Origin of the sequence: Flavobacterium sp. YO12, from assembly GCF_004119495.1 — a bacterium.
Taxonomy (GTDB): Bacteria; Bacteroidota; Bacteroidia; order Flavobacteriales; family Flavobacteriaceae; genus Flavobacterium.
Genome location: NZ_NRQU01000077.1, coordinates 1 through 19,379 on the forward strand (window position 1 = coordinate 1; position 19,379 = coordinate 19,379).

Consider the following 19,379-nt stretch of genomic DNA (forward strand, 5'->3'; position numbering starts at 1 on the left):
TATATTTACTTACTCAGTGTAAGATTTTTTTTAAATCAACGGTCTGAAATTAGAAATAGCAGTAGATTTTTTTAAAGAATTATCAAAATAAGAAACCGCATTAAAACAAAAAAACCTCCAAAATGATCATTTTGGAGGTTCAGTATTTCTACAATTTTAATTGGGAATTATGCCTTAGCAAAAAAAGAATGACATAAAACTCATCATAGAGAATATAAAATCGAAACTAAAAAATCTAACTCAAAAAAAATCCAAATCCCAATTTTACATTGGAATTTGGATTTTATATTTTGAAATTTTATAAGTCTTAGTCTAAAACAAAACTTACGCTGACATTTGCAGTAACTTCGATTTCTCCAATTGCTAAAGTTTCGTTTGAAGCACCTGCAGAATCCATAGCTTCTGCTGATTTCATTGCTGCATACATTGGTCTTGGGTAATACACCTGAGAGTTATCAGAGATTGTATAAGCTTTACCCACTTTTTGTCCTAAAACAGAAACATAATCTTCTGCCTTTGCTTTTGCATCTTTCATCGCTAGCTTACGAGCTTCTGATTGAAGTTGAACTAATTTAGAAGTTTCAAAAGAAACTTTGTCTAAACGGTTAATTCCCTGCTGTACTAAACCTTCCATCAACTCATCGTATTTTGATAAATCTTTCAATACAATTTCAACAGTTTGTGTTGCATTATAACTAGTTTTCTTTTTCTCGTAGTCGTATTGCGGATTTAGCGCCACTTGTTTCGTTTTGAAATCAGCTGTTGGCACATTCATTTTTTTGATGAATTTTAAAACAGCATCCATTTTTTCGTCATTTTGCTTTTTAACATCTTTAGCATTATTCCCTTTTGTTTCAACTGTAGCTGAAATACAAACCTGATCAGGGGCTACTTTTACTTTTCCTTCACCATTTACATTGATTTGAGGAATTTGCTTTGTTTCTTGAGCGTAAGACATAGTCATAAACATGATTGTTAAAAATAATACTACTTTCTTCATTTTTGTTATATTTAAGTTATTTGAAATTGATCTTTCAAAAGTTGTGCCAGTCCTTATAACTTGCCCATTTTTGCCATACCAAAAAGGATCAAAATAGGAATTGCTAATAAAACAACCATCAAACTATGATCTACAATTAATGAAGGTACTTTTATCAATGTAATCAAATAACCGCCCATAGCACCTCCAAAGTGTGCTGTGTGTCCAATATTGTCATTTTTGGCACGCATTCCATAAATCGAATACAATAAATATAAAATTCCAAAAAGATATGCCGGCATTGGTATGACAAAAAATATTCCGAGCATCATATCTGGTTGCAATAAAATTGCTGAATATAAAACTCCCGTAACTGCACCCGAAGCTCCTACTGCACGATAATTATAATCGTTTTTATGAAATAACATTGTAAGCAGACTGCCAAAAATCAAACTTCCAAAATAAACTAAAACAAAAGAAAAGGTTCCAAGCCATTGCAAAACAACCGGTGCAAAAAACCAAAGTGTAAGCATATTAAAAATTAAATGCATCATATCGACGTGCAAAAAACCAGATGACAGCATTCGTATCTGCTCTCCTGCTCTTATACTTCCAACATGAAATTCGTATTTTCTAAAAAAAGAAAGATCATTAAATCCTTTATAGCTAATTAGTACATTCGCCACAATAATTCCAATCAAAATGGTATTCATAAACAATATTTAATATGAAATGTAAATATAGTCATTCTCATAGATAACTCCGTCACAAACCAAAATATCGGTGGTTATTCATTTTTAAATTATATTTGTAAAAAAATATTACATGCAATTTATCGTTTATATACTGGCCTATCCTTTACTTTGGCTTATCTCTATACTTCCTTTTCGCTTATTTTATTTACTTTCAGATTGTATCTACTTTTTGATATACTATGTTGTAGGTTACAGACGAAAAGTGGTTAAAGCAAATTTAGCACTTACTTTACCTCATTTGAGCGATGAAGAACGAAAAAAAATCGAGAAAAAATTCTATCAGCATATGTGTGATATGTTCCTCGAGATGATTAAAACAATGAGTATTTCTGCTGATGAAATGGAAAAAAGATTTAAGGTAACTAATCTTGATCTAGTTCATGAATATGCTGAAAGAGGAAAAAGCGTTATTTTAGTAGCTTCACATTATGCCAGCTACGAATGGCTTTTGACTATAAATCGTAAAATTGCTTTTCAGGGAGTTGCTGTTTATAAAAAAGTAGCCAATCCTTATTTTGATAAATTGGTGCGAAAAATACGTTCGAAATACGATACAGAATTAGTTGAAACCAAAAAAGCGATTCCAACAATGGCACAAAATCAACGTGACGGAATATTAAGTATGTATGGTTTAGCAAGTGATCAGTCGCCAAAATTAGACCGAATTTTTCATTCGATGAAATTTATGGGAATTGAAGTTCCTGTACATACGGGTGCCGAAATGCTGGCTAAAAAATATGATTTGAGCGTAGTTTTTGTAAAAGTAAATAAAATAGCAAGAGGTTATTATGAAGCTACTTTCGTGTCATTGGCAGACAATCCAAACGACTACGAAAACTTCGAAATTACCGAAAAGTACTTAAAAGAAGTTGAAAAACAAATATATGAAGCTCCAGAATATTATTTATGGACGCATAAAAGATGGAAACACAGAATTGAGAAGTAATTCTAAATACATCTCAAATTAAAGCATAAAAAAACACCTCTTTCTAAATAAATGAAAGAGGTGTTTTTATTTATACTCCGAAATTAAATTCCAGCGATTTCTTTTATTTCATCAATAATTCGAAGAGCCAAAACATCAGCTTCTTTTTGTGAAGGTGCTTCGGTATAAATTCGGATAATTGGTTCTGTATTCGATTTTCTTAAATGTACCCACTCAGTTGCAAAATCAATCTTTACACCGTCGATTGTAGAAATATCTTCATTTTTATATTTCTCAGTCATAGCAGTCAAAATCGCATCAACATCAATCTGCGGTGTTAATTCGATTTTGTTTTTACTCATATAATATTCCGGATAAGAAGCTCTCAATGCCGAAACAGATATTTTTTTGTTTGCTAAATGAGTTAAGAACAAAGCAACTCCTACCAAACTATCTCTTCCGTAATGCAATTCAGGATAAATAATTCCGCCATTACCTTCACCGCCAATAATTGCGTTATTTTTTTTCATTAACTCAACCACATTCACTTCACCTACAGCACTTGCTTCATAGTTTCCGTTGTGTGCTTTTGTTACATCGCGCAAAGCACGAGACGATGACATATTCGAAACTGTATTTCCAGGTGTTTTACTCAAAACGTAATCAGCACAAGCTACCAAAGTATATTCTTCACCAAACATTTCTCCGTCTTCGCTGATAAAAGCTAAACGATCAACATCAGGATCTACAACAACTCCTAAATGCGCTTTTTCTTTTACCACCAATTCTGAAATATCAGTCAAATGTTCTTTTAAAGGCTCAGGATTATGAGGAAAATGTCCGTTTGGTTCACAGTATAATTTTACTACTTCAACACCCATTAATTCTAATAGTTTTGGAATAATAATTCCTCCAGATGAATTTACTCCATCAACAACTACTTTAAATTTTGCCGCTTTTACCGCTTCCACATCAACCAAAGGCAAATTTAAAACCTCGTCGATATGAATATCCATATAAGCATCATTTGGTGTAATCTCGCCTAAATTATCAACATCCGAAAAATCGAAAGCTTCAGCCTCAGCAATTTCAAGGATCTTAGCTCCTTCTGCTCCGCTTAAAAATTCTCCTTTTTCATTCAATAATTTTAAAGCATTCCATTGCTTTGGATTATGAGAAGCCGTTAAAATAATTCCGCCATCAGCTTTTTCAAGCGGTACAGCCACTTCAACAGTTGGTGTAGTCGAAAGACCAAGATCAATTACATTAATTCCTAAACCTATTAAAGTGTTTACAACAAGATTATGAATCATTGGTCCAGAAATTCTGGCATCGCGACCAATTACAACAGTTAATTTTTCTTTTGAAGTATTGTTTTTTAGAAAAGTACCGTATGCCGATGCAAATTTTACTGCATCAACAGGAGTCAGGTTATCTCCTACTTTTCCTCCAATTGTTCCTCGTATTCCTGAAATTGATTTTATTAAAGTCATTTTTCTGCGTTATGGTTATTTTATTACAAATATAGAAAAGTTACTAAGCTTCTAAGTTGCCAAGGTGCTAAGATTTTTTAAATACTATAAAATTTTAGTAAAATAACATCTCCATTTAATAGAAGTAACTAATGTCGCAGGCACTTAAGAAGCCAAGATTTCTAAAGCGATATAACCTTATCATAAAATGATGGACAATTTTATAACAAAATCATTTAAAAAAGTTTTTATACTTTTACAAGAGCGAACTTAGAAACTAAGCGCCTTAGAACCTTAGCACCTCACAAAAATGAACTTCCTAGCCCACATATATCTTTCTGGCGAAAATGACTTAATCAAAATTGGCAATTTTATGGCCGATGGCATTCGTGGGAAACAATTTCAACATTTTCCTGAAGATGTACAAAAAGGAATTCTTCTGCATAGATTTATCGACACTTATACGGATTCGCACGATACCTTCAGACAAAGTACTAAGCGACTTCATGAAAAATACCATCATTATTCAGGGGTAATTGTTGATATTATGTACGATCATTTTTTAGCTAAAAACTGGGAAAAATATTCAGATGAAAAACTGGATCATTTCATTAATCGTTTTTACAAGTCATTACATGAAAATTATCCAATTCTTACTGAAAAAACACAGAACTTAATGCCAACAATGATTCGGGAAAATTGGCTTTGGAGTTATCAAACTATAGATGGTATTCAGCATATTTTAACACAAATGGATCGAAGATCAAAAAATCAGTCCAAAATGCAATTTGCCAGCCAGGAGCTCAAAGAATTCTATCCAGAATTTGAACATGAATTTGATCTTTTCTTTAAAGATGTACAAGTTCAATCTAAACAAAAATTACTTTCATTATAAAATCGAATTGATCTTATAAAAACTCTTATTTAGCCATGAAAAAAATCACTTTTATATTATATTTTATTTCTATTTGCAGTTTTGCCCAAACTTCAAAACAAACTGGATTAGTTGTATCTAAAGCTATGGTAGTTTCTGCTCGAGAAGAAGCTTCTAAAATAGGCGCTGCAATTATGAAAAAGGGAGGAAATGCTTTTGATGCTATGGCAGCAACAGAACTTGCATTGGCAGTTGCATACCCATATGCAGGAAATATTGGCGGTGGTGGTTTTATGGTTTACCGCAAAGCAAATGGCGAAGTTGGGAGTTTAGATTATCGTGAAAAAGCACCTCTGGCAGCAACAAAAGATATGTTTCTAGACAAGGATGGAAATGTTATAAAAGGTAAAAGTACCGAAACTGCATTGGCAATTGGTGTACCTGGAACTATCGCTGGAGTATTTGCTGTACATAAAAAACTTGGTTCTCTGCCAATGTCTGAAATTTTAAAGCCAGTAATTGCTTTAGCCGAAAGAGGTGTTGTAGTAACTCAAAAACAACAAAAACAGCTTGAAAATTATCATGATGCCATTGTAAAAGCAAATGGTCCAAATACGCTTATGGCGAAAGAATTTAAAGAAAAAGACACCATCAAATATCCTGCACTTGCTAATACTTTAAAACGAATTCTAAAAAATGGAAAAGATGAATTCTATAAAGGAAAAACGGCTCAGATATTAGTAGATTATATTCAAAAAAACGGCGGTATTATCACGCTTAAAGATTTAGCAAGTTATGAAGCGAAATGGAGAAAACCTTTGCAATTTAATTACAAGGAATTAAAAATTACTTCAATGTCACCGCCAAGCAGCGGCGGTATTTGTCTGGCTCAAATTATGAAAATGATTGCTCCATATGACTTGTCAAAAATGGGACACAATTCTGAGCAGGCAATTCAGGTTATTGTAGAAGCCGAAAGAAGAGCTTATGCTGATAGAAGTCAGTTTTTAGGAGATCCTGATTTTGTAAAAATACCTGTTAAGGAACTTTTGGCTGATTCGTATTTAAAAGAGCGTATGTCGACTTTTAGTTTTGACAAAGCTAGTTTATCATCAGAAATAAGAGAAGGCGAAATTAAGTACAGCGAAAGCACCGAAACAACACATTACTCTATTGTAGATCAATTTGGAAATGCTGTTGCTGCAACCACAACTATAAACGATGGCTTTGGATCAAAATACTATTGCGACGAATTAGGCTTTTTCTTAAATAATGAAATGGATGATTTTAGTGCAAAACCTGGATCACCAAATATGTTTGGATTAGTTGGAAATGATGCCAACAGTATTGCACCGCAAAAACGAATGCTGAGTTCAATGACACCAACCATTGTTGAAAAAAACGGGAAATTGTTTATGGTTGTAGGTACGCCCGGCGGCTCTACTATTATAACTTCTGTACTGCAAACTATTTTAAATGTTTACGAATTTGGTTTGGGTATGCAGGAAGCTGTAAATGCGCCTCGTTTTCATCATCAATGGCTTCCAGATATTATTACTTTCGAGCCTCATACTTTCAGTACAAAAACATTCGAAAGTTTAACTGCAAAAGGTTATCTGATTAATGAAAAAACAACTCCTGTAATTGGCAAGGTTGATGCTATTTTGGTTTTACCAAATAAAAAACTTGAAGGAGGTGCAGATTTTAGAGGAGATGATAAAGCCGCTGGTTTTTAGTCTGAAAAAGATTTAAGCAGAAAGATTACGCAAATTTGAATGTTTAAAACTAAATTTGCACTTCACCTGAAATTTTAAAAACAATAATGATAAAAAGACTTTTTCGAAGACTAGAAAGTATAATTGCTTTGTCGCAATCTGTTATGACACCAAAGCAGTTCATTTTTTTATCAAGTGTTTTGGTAGGTATTTCATGTGCATTTGCTGTAATTGTTTTAAAGACATTTGCTCACAGTGTTTTTTCGTTTGCAACATACATCAACGGAACTTTAAAACTGAGTTTCATCAATAGTATCCTGCCTATAATTGGTATTTTACTTACCGTTTTTGTAATTAACAAAGTCCTTAATGGAACTATCCAAAAGGGAACATCACAAATTTTATACGCGGTTGCCAAAAAAGCAAGTATTATTCCGAAAAAACAAATGTATGCCCAAATTATTACAAGCTCGTTAACAGTTGGTTTAGGAGGTTCTGCAGGTTTAGAAAGCCCTATTGTTGTAACTGGTGCCGCTTTTGGTTCAAATTATGCTCAGAATTATAAATTAGCTTATAAAGACCGAACTTTACTAATTGGCTGTGGTGTTGCCGCAGGAATTGCTGCCGCGTTTAACGCCCCAATTGCAGGAGTTCTTTTTGCTATTGAGGTTTTATTGGTGGATGTAAGTATTTCTGCCTTTACGCCTATTATGATTTCGGCTGCTACTGGAGCTTTAGTTTCTGCAATTGTATTAGATGAGAGCATATTATTATCTTTTAAAAAGCAAGAAACATTCGATTTTCATAACATTCCCTTTTATATCATTTTAGGATTATTAACCGGTTTTATGGCTGTTTATTATTCTCGAAATTTTCAAAAAATAGAGCATTATTTTGCCGAACTAAAAATTGGACCATATAAAAAAGCATTAATTGGTTCTTCAATCTTAGCCCTTTTAATCTTTATTTTCCCAACACTATTTGGTGAAGGTTACGAAAGTATCAAAACTTTATCTGAAACTGACCCAGGAAAACTATTAGACAATACTTTGTTCGAGAGTTTTAGAAACAATCAATGGGTTTTTCTTTTGTTTGTGGGCTGCACCATGATGGTAAAAGTATTCGCTTCTGGACTTACAATTGGAAGCGGCGGTAATGGAGGAAACTTCGCACCTTCATTATTCTTAGGTTCTTATTTAGGATATTTCTTTTCAAAATTTATAAGTTTAATCGGTTTATCACATTTACCAATCAGCAACTTTACAATGGTTGGAATGGCTGGTATTTTGAGCGGTTTATTTCATGCACCATTAACTGCAATTTTCTTGATTGCCGAGATAACTGGAGGTTACGGCCTGATGATTCCGCTTATGATTGTTTCCTCTATTAGTTTTGCTATTTCTAAACGTTTTGAAAAATATTCGCTTGACGTAAAAAATTTAGCAAAAAAAGGACATGCCTTTACCAGCAACAAAGATTCTAACATTCTTTCGACTTTAGACATTGATTCTATTATACAATGCGATTATTTAACAGTGCATCCTGAAGACCATTTAAGCAAATTAGTTGATCTAATTTCACATTCAAATCAAGTCGTTTTTGCAGTTGTAAATAATGAGAAAGAACTCGTAGGAGTTGTACATTTTAATGACATTCGCGAAATTATATTTAATGCATATCGTGTAAAATACACTTTGATTAAAGATGTGATGAAAACACCAGCTGCAACAATTTCATCGTATGACAGTATGGAAATTGTAATGAGCAAATTCGAAAAATCTAAATCAGCATTTTTACCCGTTTTACGAAATGACAAATACTTTGGCTTTATTTCCAAATCTATAGCACTTGAAGCCTATAGAACAAAATTAAAATCCATGACAATAGAATAACCTTAATATCGGATACGTTAAAAATTTCATATATCCGATATTAAGAAGTATATTTGTCGCATAATGTGGAATATAGACCTAACATACAGAACAGAATTTCAATCAACATTTGATCGATTGTACCAAAAAAGGCAAGAACTGCAAACCAGCAGACCACTGCCTAACATTGCTTTGCATAAAATTCGCGAAAGCTTATCTTTAGAATGGACCTATAATTCAAACAGTATCGAAGGAAACACAATGAGTTTGCGAGAAACCCAAATGGTAATTCAAGAAGGAATTACCATAAAAGGAAAATCACTTCGAGAACATTTTGAAACCCACAATCATGACAAAGCAATTGATTATTTGTACTCGATTGTCGACGATAATTACAAACTTCGAAGCATTGATATTCTTTCTATTCATGGTTTAGTTTTGCGTTCAATCGAAGATGATTTTGCAGGTCGTATCCGCAATGGCGGCGTTCGAATTTCAGGAGCTAATTTTATGCCTCCAAACGCCAACAAAGTTTCTGATTATTTAGATGAATTGATCGATTTTATCAACGCAAATCCATTAGGTTTAAACGACATAGAACTGGCAACAATTTATCATCATAAATTAGTTTGGATTCATCCTTTTTTTGATGGAAATGGCCGTACTGTTCGATTAAGTATGAATTTATTATTGATGCGCTGCGGTTTTCCCCCTGCCATTATACTTAAAAATGACAGAAAAAAATATTACGAAGCGCTAAATCAAGCCAATAATGGCAATTATCAAAAACTAACACTTTTGATGTGTCGGGCATTAGAACGCACTTTAAATATTTATTTAAATGCAATGCCAGGAAGCAGTTATGATTATCAGCCAATCGTAAATATAGTAAGCGAACCCGAAACTCCATACGGTCAGGAATACGTAAGTTTACTTGCCCGAACAGGAAAAATAGACGCTTATAAAGAAGGCCGCAATTGGTACACAACCAAAGAAGCTATCGAAGAATATATGGCAACCCGAAAACGAAAACGCTAGTTTACACCAGCGTTTTTTTGTTACTAATTGTAACATAAAGTTTTGCAGTCTAGTACAAAAAGAACAAATCAAAGTGGTAACTTTGCGTTTTGCTCAAAATTATGCTAGATAAAGACAACACTATTGAAGTTCTTGGTGCAAGAGTTCATAATCTAAAAAATATCGATATTTCTATTCCGCGTGAAAAACTTGTTGTTATAACAGGCCTTTCTGGTTCGGGAAAATCTTCTTTGGCATTTGACACCATTTATGCCGAAGGACAGCGTCGTTATGTCGAAACTTTTTCGGCTTACGCCCGTCAATTTCTTGGCGGATTAGAACGTCCTGATGTAGATAAAATTGACGGACTTTCGCCAGTTATTGCAATTGAACAAAAAACAACCAGTAAAAGTCCGCGTTCAACCGTTGGAACGATTACTGAGATATACGATTTTCTTCGACTTCTTTATGCTCGTGGTGCTGACGCATATAGTTATAACACTGGCGAGAAAATGGTTTCTTATTCTGATGAGCAAATTAAAGATTTGATAATTCACGACTTTAATGGAAAACGAATTAATATTCTCGCACCAATTATTAGAGCCAGAAAAGGACATTATGCTGAATTGTTCCAGCAAATTACCAAACAAGGATTCTTGAAAGTTCGTGTCAATGGCGAAGTACAAGATTTAGTTTCAGGTATGAAATTAGATCGTTACAAAACGCACGATATTGAAATAGTTGTGGATAGAATGGTCATCGAAAATACGGAAGACAATCAGAAACGATTAGCTGAAAGTATTAATACTGCCATGCATCATGGCGAAAACGTATTGATGATTTTAGATCAGGACTCTAACGAAGTTCGTTATTTCAGCAGGAATTTAATGTGTCCTTCAACTGGAATTTCGTATCAAAATCCAGAACCGAATTTATTTTCATTTAACTCACCAAAAGGTGCTTGTCCGCATTGTAATGGATTAGGAACTGTTCATGAAATCAACGTTAAAAAGATAATTCCAAATCCGAAATTATCAATTAAAAGCGGTGGTTTTGCTCCGCTTGGCGAATATAAATCTTCATGGATCTTTAAGCAGTTAGAGACTATTGGAGAAAAATTTGGATTTAAAATCACCGATCCAATCGAAAAAATTCCTGAAGAAGCCATGACAATGATTCTTTATGGCGGAAAAGATAAATTTACTATAAACTCAAAAGACCTAGGTGTTACACGAGATTATAAAATTGATTTTGAAGGAATTTCAAACTTCATCAAAAATCAATATGACGAAAGCGCAACGACCAGCATAAAACGTTGGGCAAAAGATTTTATGGACGAAATAAATTGTCCAGTTTGCGAAGGCTCCCGTTTAAAAAAAGAAGCACAGTTCTTTAGAGTCAATGAAAAAAATATTACAGAATTATGTAATATGGATATTTCTGATTTAACGGCTTGGTTTCAAGACTTAAACAGCCATTTATCTGAAAAACAACTCTTAATAGCTTCTGAAGTTGTAAAAGAAATCAAAGATCGTTTAAACTTCTTGATGAATGTTGGTTTAAATTATTTGGCTTTAAGCCGAAGTTCAAAATCCCTTTCAGGCGGTGAAGCACAGCGTATACGATTGGCAACACAAATTGGTTCACAATTGGTTGGTGTTTTATATATTTTGGACGAACCAAGTATTGGTTTGCACCAAAGAGACAATGAAAAATTAATCAAATCCCTAGAACAATTACGCGATATTGGAAACTCAGTTATTGTAGTAGAACATGACAAAGACATGATCGAAACTGCTGATTATGTTATTGACATTGGCCCAAAGGCAGGAAAATACGGCGGTGAAATCATTAGTATTGGAACTCCGAAAGAAACTTTGGCTTCTAACACTATTACCGCTCAATATTTGAACGGTAAAATGAAGTTGGAAATTCCGAAAAAGCGTCGTGAAGGAAACGGAAAGTTTTTAAAACTGACTGGAGCAACAGGAAATAACCTAAAAAATGTTTCAATAGAAATACCTTTAGGTCAATTAACTTGTGTTACAGGAGTTTCAGGAAGCGGAAAATCGACTTTAATCAATGAAACTCTTTACCCTATTTTGAACGCTTATTATTTTAATGGCGTAAAAAAACCACAGCCTTATAAAAAAATAGAAGGTTTAGAACATATTGATAAAGTTATCGATATTGACCAAAGTCCAATTGGAAGAACGCCACGTTCAAATCCAGCCACTTACACTGAGGTTTTTACAGAAATTAGAAACTTATTCACTATGACTTCTGAAAGTATGATTCGCGGTTATAAAGCGGGACGTTTCAGTTTTAATGTAAAAGGCGGACGTTGTGAAACCTGTGAGGGTTCAGGCGTAAGAACTATAGAAATGAATTTTTTACCTGATGTTTATGTAGAATGCGAAACTTGTCAAGGCAAACGTTTCAATAGAGAAACGTTGGAAATTAGATATAAAGGAAAATCTATTTCAGATGTTTTGGATATGACAGTTGATGAAGCCGTTCCGTTCTTTGAAAACATTCCGAAGATTTACAGAAAAGTAAAAACAATTCAAGATGTTGGTTTAGGATATATCACTCTCGGACAGCAAAGTACAACGCTTTCTGGCGGTGAAGCACAACGTATTAAATTAGCTGGAGAATTGTCTAAAAAAGATACGGGAAATACGTTTTATATTCTAGATGAACCTACAACCGGTTTGCATTTTGAAGATATTCGTGTTTTGATGGATGTTATAAACAAACTGGTTGATAAAGGAAATACAATTCTAGTTATCGAACATAACATGGACGTTATTAAACTTGCAGATTACATTATTGATATTGGTCCCGAAGGAGGAAAAGGCGGCGGACAATTAGTAGCCAAAGGAACTCCTGAAGAAGTGGCTAAAAATAAAAAAAGTTATACGGCTAAGTTTTTGAAAAAGGAATTGGAATAAAGTGATTTTCACAATCTTGTCATTTCTCGTTCCTCGAAATGACAAGATTGTGGTTAAGCTACAATACAGTTCCGATGGAGCTTTAAATAACTACATAAATTAGTCATAAATATTACGCTCCCCTAGAGCTTATAAAATTTATTTTATAGGTAATAAACTGATAATGAAACAAAAACTCAAATTTCATTATTACCGAAACATTACCTTTAGATTATAAACTTCACTTTTTGTAACAATTCTAAAAAAAAGAGTTAATTTAGTAACCGCTTTTTTTCAAAATTTCAAGTATTTGAAGAAAGATATTTCAATTAAACCAACTGTTTATTTGAAACCAACTGCCCTAGCCCTGATGGGAACGGCATCTTCCGATTTAGAAAAACAAGGCTTTTTAGCCGTAGTTTTTGTTTATCGGGAATATAGCGGACAGCAGGAATGAGCTCCTTCCTTTGACCGTGCAAAAAAACAAATAGAATAATAAATTAAAATACCTAAAATGAGATTAGAAGATTTTGATAATGACGAGGACAAAGTAATTCAAGACCGTTTGAAACAAAAAACGTGGAATGAAATTAGAACAAATGACAGCTGGGCGATTTTTAAAATCATGGCCGAATTTGTAAACGGTTACGAAAGCATGGGACGTATTGGTCCGTGTGTATCTATTTTTGGTTCTGCGAGAACAAAACCAGACGATAAATATTATTTATTGGCTGAGAAAATTGCTTATAAAATTAGTAAAGCCGGATATGGCGTAATTACCGGCGGAGGGCCTGGAATTATGGAAGCTGGAAACAAAGGCGCGCATTTAGGCGGCGGAACTTCGGTTGGTTTAAACATCGAATTGCCTTTTGAGCAACATTTTAACCCCTATATCGACCACGACAAAAACCTGAATTTCGATTATTTCTTTGTGAGAAAAGTTATGTTCGTAAAATATTCACAAGGTTTTGTGGTTATGCCAGGAGGTTTTGGAACTTTGGATGAAATGTTTGAAGCAATTACCTTAATTCAGACTAAAAAAATTGGAAAATTCCCAATTATATTAGTTGGAGTTGAATTTTGGTCTGGTTTGATCGAATGGGTAAAAACTGTTTTAGTCGAAAAAATGCATACAGTAAGCCCTGAAGATTTGAACTTATTTAAAATCGTAGACACTGAAGATGAAGTCGTTGACGTTTTAGATAAATTCTACAAGAAATACGATTTGAGTCCAAACTTCTAATGTTTGAATTCTATATTATTATAAAAAAGAGAAGCTGTTTTTTAAAACAGCTTTTTTTATGCTATTTTTACATAAAACCAAAATAACAGAACACACGTACATTAAAGATACAGTCCAAAATTTTACGCCAAATTCTTGAAATCATTATCTAAAATTATAATCCTTATTTTTGTTTTATTCAGTTCAGTAAAACAATACGGCCAACATCAATCTAAGATGGAAGTTGCGGTAAATCTTGAACTTAAAACACTAAATATCAAGCAGGATATTACGTATCGAAATACTTCTAACGATACTTTAGTTTCGATAGTTTTGAATGACTGGAACAACGCGTTTTCAGACAAAAACACTCCGCTAGCCAAACGTTTTTCGGATGAATTTTACAGAGGTTTTCATGTGGCTAAAACAACAGAAAGGGGAAATACAACAATTTTAAACCTGACTGATACTGATTTTATGGCACTTGAATGGGAACGAACTGCCAAAAATCCCGATTTTATTGTGGTCAGATTAAACCGCAAGCTGCGTCCGGGAGAACAAATCGATCTTCATATTACCTATATTGCTAAAATTCCGAGCGACAAATTTACACATTACGGTTTTGATCAAAATGGCGGAATGAACTTAAAAAACTGGTTCCTAAGCCCTGCCCGATTTGAAAATCACCGTTTTACAAAATACAATAATTTCAACCTCGATGACATTGCAAATGCCGTTACAGATTATCAGGTTGAAATAAAAGTACCAGCCAATTATTCCATTACTACCGATTTAAATTCGATTTCAAAAGATGTTTCAAATCCTTTGTTCAGCACGTATTCTTATTCTGGGAATAATAGAATAGATTTCAATTTAATAATCGAAAAACAAAATAATTTCAAAAGCTACAGCAATGGTTCTTTGGAAGTTCTTTCGGATTTAAGTAATAAAAAGATCAGCGAAACTCAAAAAGCAATTGTCATTAATAGAGTTACCGCTTTTGCTAACGAGTTTATCGGGAAATATCCACATGAAAAAATCACTGTTTCGCAGGCTGATTACAATCGAAATCCGTTTTACGGACTCAATCAGCTTCCTTCCTTTATAAGTCCGTTTACAGATGAGTTTATGTTCGAAATTACTTTTTTCAAAACCTACCTCAACAATTATCTAAAAAACAGTCTTCGTCTTGACCCTAGAAAAGACAACTGGATTTTTGACGGAATCCAGATTTACGCCATGATAAAATACATGGAAGAGAATCATTTGGATCAAAAAATGCTGGGCAAGCTTTCTAAAATGAAACTGTTTAACAGCTATAACATCACCAATTTAACTTTTAATGAGCAATACAGCTATTATTATATGCTGATGGCTCGTAAAAATCTAGATCAGCCTCTTGGAGATCCCAAAAACACTTTAATAAAGTTTAACGAACAAATTGCGAGTAAATACAGAGCCGGTCTAAGTTTAAGTTATTTAGATGATTATTTAAACCATAATATTGTACCAGAAAGTGTGCAAGAATTTTACAATCTGAACAAAGAAGAACAGACAAATAGATATGATTTTGAAAAAATATTAATTAATAAAAGTCCTAAAAAAATCGATTGGTTTTTTAAAACAATTATCGATTCTCGTGATATTATTGATTACAAATTTTCGAGTGTTTCTAGAACAGCAGACAGCATTGCTTTTTCGGTTAAAAACAGAACGGGTATTTATGCTCCAATTCCTATTTTTGGACTTAAAAAAAATGAAGTTGTTTTTAAACAATGGATTGAACCTCTAGAAAATGATTCTATTTATCATTTTGATCGTAAAAATGCGGACAAAATTGTCATAAACTACGAGAATGAAGTTCCTGAGTTTAACCAGAGAAACAACTGGAAGTCGTTAAAAACGCTTGCCATTACCAATCGTCCGATAAAATTTAATTTTGCAAAAGATCTAGAAGATCCGTATTACAATCAGATCTTATATATCCCTACGCTGTCATACAACTTATACGATGGTTTTACGCCCGGAATGCGTTTTCATAATAAAACCATTCTTGACAAACCGTTTACATTTGACATTACTCCTGCCTATTCGATTAAAGCCGGAACTCTCTCAGGATCATCGGCTTTTGTTTGGAGCGAAAATTATCGTCACAGCACCTTGTACAATATTCGTTATTCTATTAGTCAAAACTATTATCATTACGCTCCAGACGCCACTTATTTGCGTTTGAATCCAATGGTTCAATTTAGAATTCGTGAAGAAAATTTTAGAGATAATAGAAAACAGCTTTTTATGTTTAGACAAGTAATTGTAAATCGAGAAGCAAGTACCTACATTACAGACAATTCTAAACCAAACTACTCTATTTTCAATGCTAGATATTCTAATACAAAAACAGAACTGATTAATCATTTTAGTTATATGAATGATATTCAATTTTCAGGAGATTTTGGAAAACTTTCTGGAGAAGTAGAATACAGACGTTTATTTGAAAACAATCATAAATTAAATTTAAGATTATACGCGGGAACTTTCCTTTACAACACAACAAATTCAGATTATTTTAGTTTTGGTTTAGACAGACCTACAGATTACCTTTTTGACTATAACTTTTTCGGAAGATCAGAAACTACAGGATTTTTTAGTCAGCAATATGTTATGGCCGAAGGAGGTTTTAAGTCTAAAATTGCACCAGCATATGCTAACCAATGGATGACAACTCTAAATGCCAGCTATGCAATCTGGAATTGGATTGAAGTTTATGGTGATATAGGCTTGATGAAAAACAAACATCAAAGTGAATATTTTGCTTATGACAGCGGTATTCGGTTAAATTTAGTTCCAGACTATTTTGAATTATATTTTCCAGTTTATTCTAATAATGGATGGGAAATCACCCAAAATAAATACAATGAAAAAATTCGATTCATAATTACCTTCTCGCCAAAAACATTAGTTAATCTTTTCACCCGAAAATGGTTTTAATTGAATTAATTTTAAACAAAAACATAAATAATTATCATTAAAATAACGAAAACAATAAAAATAACATAAATAAAATACGTAGTTTTTTGAATTTAAATACAAATAATTAAATTATATTTATTTTAAAGAATTATGATTATTAATTGTTTTTAAGTAATTTCGCAGTCTCAACATGACCCACAAGATTATGATAAAAGAAAAAAGCAATACTACTTTAACGTTTGAAGATTTCAAAACTGAAGTATTGAACGACTACAGAATTGCAGTTACAAGTCGTGAATGTAGCCTTTTAGGTCGTAAGGAAGTTTTAACAGGAAAAGCCAAATTTGGAATTTTTGGTGACGGAAAAGAAGTGCCGCAGCTAGCAATGGCAAAAGCTTTTAAAAATGGAGATTTCCGTTCTGGTTATTACCGCGATCAAACTTTTATGATGGCCATTGGAGAATTAACTCCACAACAGTTTTTTGCTGGTTTATATGGTCACACTGATTTAAATTTTGATCCAATGTCTGCGGGAAGACAAATGGGCGGACACTTTGTTACGCACAGTTTAAATGAAGACGGATCTTGGAAAAACCTGACTAAACAAAAAAATTCAAGCTCAGATATATCACCTACAGCTGGACAGATGCCAAGATTATTGGGATTAGCTCAGGCTTCAAAAATTTACAGAAATGTTGACGGTATCACCATCAAAGATAACTTCTCGGTAAACGGAAATGAAGTAGCTTGGGGAACTATTGGAAATGCAAGTACATCTGAAGGTTTGTTTTTTGAAACCATAAATGCTGCAGGAGTATTACAAGTTCCTATGGTAATGAGTGTTTGGGATGATGAATATGGTATTTCTGTTCATGCAAGACATCAAACTACAAAAGAAAACATCTCTGAAATCTTAAAAGGATATCAACGTGATGAAGATTCTAAAGGATATGAAATTTTTAGAGTAAAAGGCTGGGATTATGCTGAATTAGTTTCTACATACGAAAGAGCTGGCGCTATTGCTCGTGAAGAACATATTCCAGTTTTAATTCACGTTAACGAATTAACGCAGCCACAAGGGCACTCTACATCAGGTTCTCACGAACGTTACAAAAATGGTGAACGATTAGCTTGGGAAAGAGATTTCGATTGTATTCGTCAGATGCGTTTATGGATGATTGCAATCAATATTGCATCTCCAGAAGAACTAGCAGAAATTGATTTTGAATTGAAAAAAGAAGTTCTAGAAGCCAAAAAAGAAGCTTGGAACTCTTTCATCAATCCAATTATTGAAGATCAAAAAAATCTTTTGGCTTTATTGGAACAAATTGCAGAAGCAAGCATCAACCATAAAGACAGAATTAAAAAATACATTTCAGAATTAAGTGCGATAAAAGCACCTTTAAAAAAGGAAATTTTAGTTTTTGCTAGAAAAATTCTTCGCTTTGTTGAAGTACCAAACAGTAAAATGCTTTTATCAAACTGGATTACTAATTATATAGCAGTTACTCAAGAAAAATTCAGCAGTAATTTACATTCTGAATCTGAGCAAAATGTATTCTCAGTACAAAAAGTGTTACCTGAATATGGAGAAAATGCTAAACCAGATTCTGACGGCCGAATGATTCTGCGTGATAATTTCGACGCATTATTCTCTAAATATCCAGAAACTTTGATTTTTGGTGAAGATGTTGGAAACATCGGTGATGTTAACCAAGGTCTTGAAGGAATGCAGGAAAAATACGGAGAACTTCGTGTTGCCGATGTTGGAATTCGTGAAGCTACTATCCTTGGACAAGGAATTGGTATGGCTTTAAGAGGTTTACGTCCAATTGCTGAAATTCAGTATTTAGATTATCTGTTGTATGCTATACAAATCATGAGCGATGATTTGGCTACATTACAATATAGAACCGTTGGAAAACAAAAAGCACCGTTAATTATCAGAACTCGCGGACACCGCTTAGAAGGTATTTGGCATTCTGGTTCTCCTATGGGAATGATTATAAATGCAATTCGTGGAATTCACGTTTTAGTTCCAAGAGACATGACTCAAGCTGCAGGATTCTACAATACTCTTTTAGAGTGTGACGAACCGGCTTTAGTAATTGAGTGTCTTAATGGTTACCGTTTAAAAGAAAAAACACCTTTGAACTTTGGTGAATTCAAAACTCCAATTGGTGTTGTTGAAACCTTAAAAGAAGGTTCTGATATTACTTTAGTTTCTTACGGATCAACTTTAAGATTGGTACAACAAGTTGCAACAGAATTATTAGACTTAGGAATTGACTGTGAAGTAATTGATATTCAATCTTTACTTCCGTTTGATATCAATAAAGACATTGTAAAAAGTATCGCTAAAACAAATCGTCTATTAATAATCGACGAAGATGTTCCAGGCGGAGCTTCAGCTTTTATCCTGCAACAAATTTTAGAAGAGCAAGACGCTTACAATTATCTTGACAGCAAACCGCAAACACTTGCTGCAAAAGCACACAGACCTGCTTACGGAACTGATGGCGATTATTTCTCTAAACCTTCAGCCGAAGATATTTTTGAAAAAGTATACAGCATGATGAACGAAGTTAATCCTTCTAAATATCCTAGTTTGTACTAAGAATTTTAGAATGTTTTAGATAAAAAAAA

Annotated in this window: 13 protein-coding genes; 10 read left to right on the forward strand and 3 right to left on the reverse strand. The window is 33.4% G+C overall.

The window, feature by feature from the left end; translation table 11 throughout:
• Positions 1–307: 307 nt before the first annotated feature.
• Both BOW55_RS18285 and BOW55_RS18290 read right to left on the reverse strand, forming a co-directional pair.
• Positions 308–1,000, reverse strand: a complete 693-nt coding sequence (locus BOW55_RS18285) for an SIMPL domain-containing protein (RefSeq protein WP_129025664.1) — start codon at positions 998–1,000, stop codon at positions 308–310.
• Positions 1,001–1,053: 53 nt separating this feature from the next.
• Positions 1,054–1,692, reverse strand: coding sequence for a rhomboid family intramembrane serine protease (locus BOW55_RS18290; RefSeq protein ID WP_129025666.1), 639 nt, complete (start codon positions 1,690–1,692; stop codon positions 1,054–1,056).
• A gap of 112 nt (positions 1,693–1,804) precedes the next feature.
• On the opposite strand from BOW55_RS18290, the gene BOW55_RS18295 reads away from it, so the two are divergent.
• Complete coding sequence (locus BOW55_RS18295) at positions 1,805–2,680, forward strand: lysophospholipid acyltransferase family protein (RefSeq protein ID WP_129025668.1); 876 nt, start codon at positions 1,805–1,807, stop codon at positions 2,678–2,680.
• 83 nt (positions 2,681–2,763) lie between these two features.
• Here the strand turns inward: BOW55_RS18295 and glmM are convergent, their stop codons facing one another.
• Positions 2,764–4,152 carry a phosphoglucosamine mutase gene (glmM, locus tag BOW55_RS18300; protein WP_089056123.1) on the reverse strand — a complete coding sequence of 463 codons (1,389 nt, stop codon included), beginning with the start codon at positions 4,150–4,152 and terminating at the stop codon, positions 2,764–2,766.
• A gap of 289 nt (positions 4,153–4,441) precedes the next feature.
• On the opposite strand from glmM, the gene BOW55_RS18305 reads away from it, so the two are divergent.
• From BOW55_RS18305 to BOW55_RS18340, 9 genes are all read left to right on the forward strand, one after another.
• Entirely contained in the window at positions 4,442–5,026 is a 585-nt protein-coding gene (locus BOW55_RS18305; protein ID WP_129025669.1) for an ACP phosphodiesterase, read from the forward strand.
• A 35-nt stretch (positions 5,027–5,061) separates the two neighbouring features.
• Complete coding sequence (gene ggt / locus BOW55_RS18310; protein WP_129025671.1) at positions 5,062–6,741, forward strand: gamma-glutamyltransferase; 1,680 nt, start codon at positions 5,062–5,064, stop codon at positions 6,739–6,741.
• 86 nt (positions 6,742–6,827) lie between these two features.
• Positions 6,828–8,612: a chloride channel protein gene (locus BOW55_RS18315; RefSeq protein ID WP_129025673.1), complete on the forward strand. Its 1,785-nt coding sequence runs from the start codon at positions 6,828–6,830 to the stop codon at positions 8,610–8,612.
• 63 nt (positions 8,613–8,675) lie between these two features.
• Positions 8,676–9,629 (forward strand): Fic family protein, encoded by a 954-nt coding sequence (locus BOW55_RS18320; protein WP_129025675.1) that lies wholly within the window; start codon positions 8,676–8,678, stop codon positions 9,627–9,629.
• A 101-nt stretch (positions 9,630–9,730) separates the two neighbouring features.
• Complete coding sequence (gene uvrA, locus BOW55_RS18325) at positions 9,731–12,562, forward strand: excinuclease ABC subunit UvrA (protein ID WP_129025676.1); 2,832 nt, start codon at positions 9,731–9,733, stop codon at positions 12,560–12,562.
• 289 nt (positions 12,563–12,851) lie between these two features.
• Complete coding sequence (locus BOW55_RS20895; protein ID WP_164975066.1) at positions 12,852–12,998, forward strand: hypothetical protein; 147 nt, start codon at positions 12,852–12,854, stop codon at positions 12,996–12,998.
• 57 nt (positions 12,999–13,055) lie between these two features.
• Complete coding sequence (locus tag BOW55_RS18330; protein WP_068845660.1) at positions 13,056–13,784, forward strand: TIGR00730 family Rossman fold protein; 729 nt, start codon at positions 13,056–13,058, stop codon at positions 13,782–13,784.
• Positions 13,785–14,000: 216 nt separating this feature from the next.
• Complete coding sequence (locus BOW55_RS18335; protein ID WP_129025678.1) at positions 14,001–16,751, forward strand: aminopeptidase; 2,751 nt, start codon at positions 14,001–14,003, stop codon at positions 16,749–16,751.
• Positions 16,752–16,938: 187 nt separating this feature from the next.
• Entirely contained in the window at positions 16,939–19,350 is a 2,412-nt protein-coding gene (locus tag BOW55_RS18340; protein ID WP_129025680.1) for a thiamine pyrophosphate-dependent enzyme, read from the forward strand.
• Positions 19,351–19,379 lie beyond the last annotated feature (29 nt).

What these genes read in the sequence shown, in the direction of transcription:
- BOW55_RS18295 (WP_129025668.1), top strand. Translation starts at nt 1,805, where the DNA reads ATGCAATTTATCGTTTATATACTGGCCTATCCTTTACTTTGGCTTATC.
- BOW55_RS18335 (WP_129025678.1), top strand. Translation starts at nt 14,001, where the DNA reads ATGGAAGTTGCGGTAAATCTTGAACTTAAAACACTAAATATCAAGCAG.
- BOW55_RS18340 (WP_129025680.1), top strand. Translation starts at nt 16,939, where the DNA reads ATGATAAAAGAAAAAAGCAATACTACTTTAACGTTTGAAGATTTCAAA.
- uvrA (WP_129025676.1), top strand. Translation starts at nt 9,731, where the DNA reads ATGCTAGATAAAGACAACACTATTGAAGTTCTTGGTGCAAGAGTTCAT.
- glmM (WP_089056123.1), bottom strand. Translation starts at nt 4,152, where the DNA reads ATGACTTTAATAAAATCAATTTCAGGAATACGAGGAACAATTGGAGGA.
- BOW55_RS18315 (WP_129025673.1), top strand. Translation starts at nt 6,828, where the DNA reads ATGATAAAAAGACTTTTTCGAAGACTAGAAAGTATAATTGCTTTGTCG.
- BOW55_RS18290 (WP_129025666.1), bottom strand. Translation starts at nt 1,692, where the DNA reads ATGAATACCATTTTGATTGGAATTATTGTGGCGAATGTACTAATTAGC.
- ggt (WP_129025671.1), top strand. Translation starts at nt 5,062, where the DNA reads ATGAAAAAAATCACTTTTATATTATATTTTATTTCTATTTGCAGTTTT.
- BOW55_RS18330 (WP_068845660.1), top strand. Translation starts at nt 13,056, where the DNA reads ATGAGATTAGAAGATTTTGATAATGACGAGGACAAAGTAATTCAAGAC.
- BOW55_RS18285 (WP_129025664.1), bottom strand. Translation starts at nt 1,000, where the DNA reads ATGAAGAAAGTAGTATTATTTTTAACAATCATGTTTATGACTATGTCT.
- BOW55_RS18320 (WP_129025675.1), top strand. Translation starts at nt 8,676, where the DNA reads ATGTGGAATATAGACCTAACATACAGAACAGAATTTCAATCAACATTT.
- BOW55_RS18305 (WP_129025669.1), top strand. Translation starts at nt 4,442, where the DNA reads ATGAACTTCCTAGCCCACATATATCTTTCTGGCGAAAATGACTTAATC.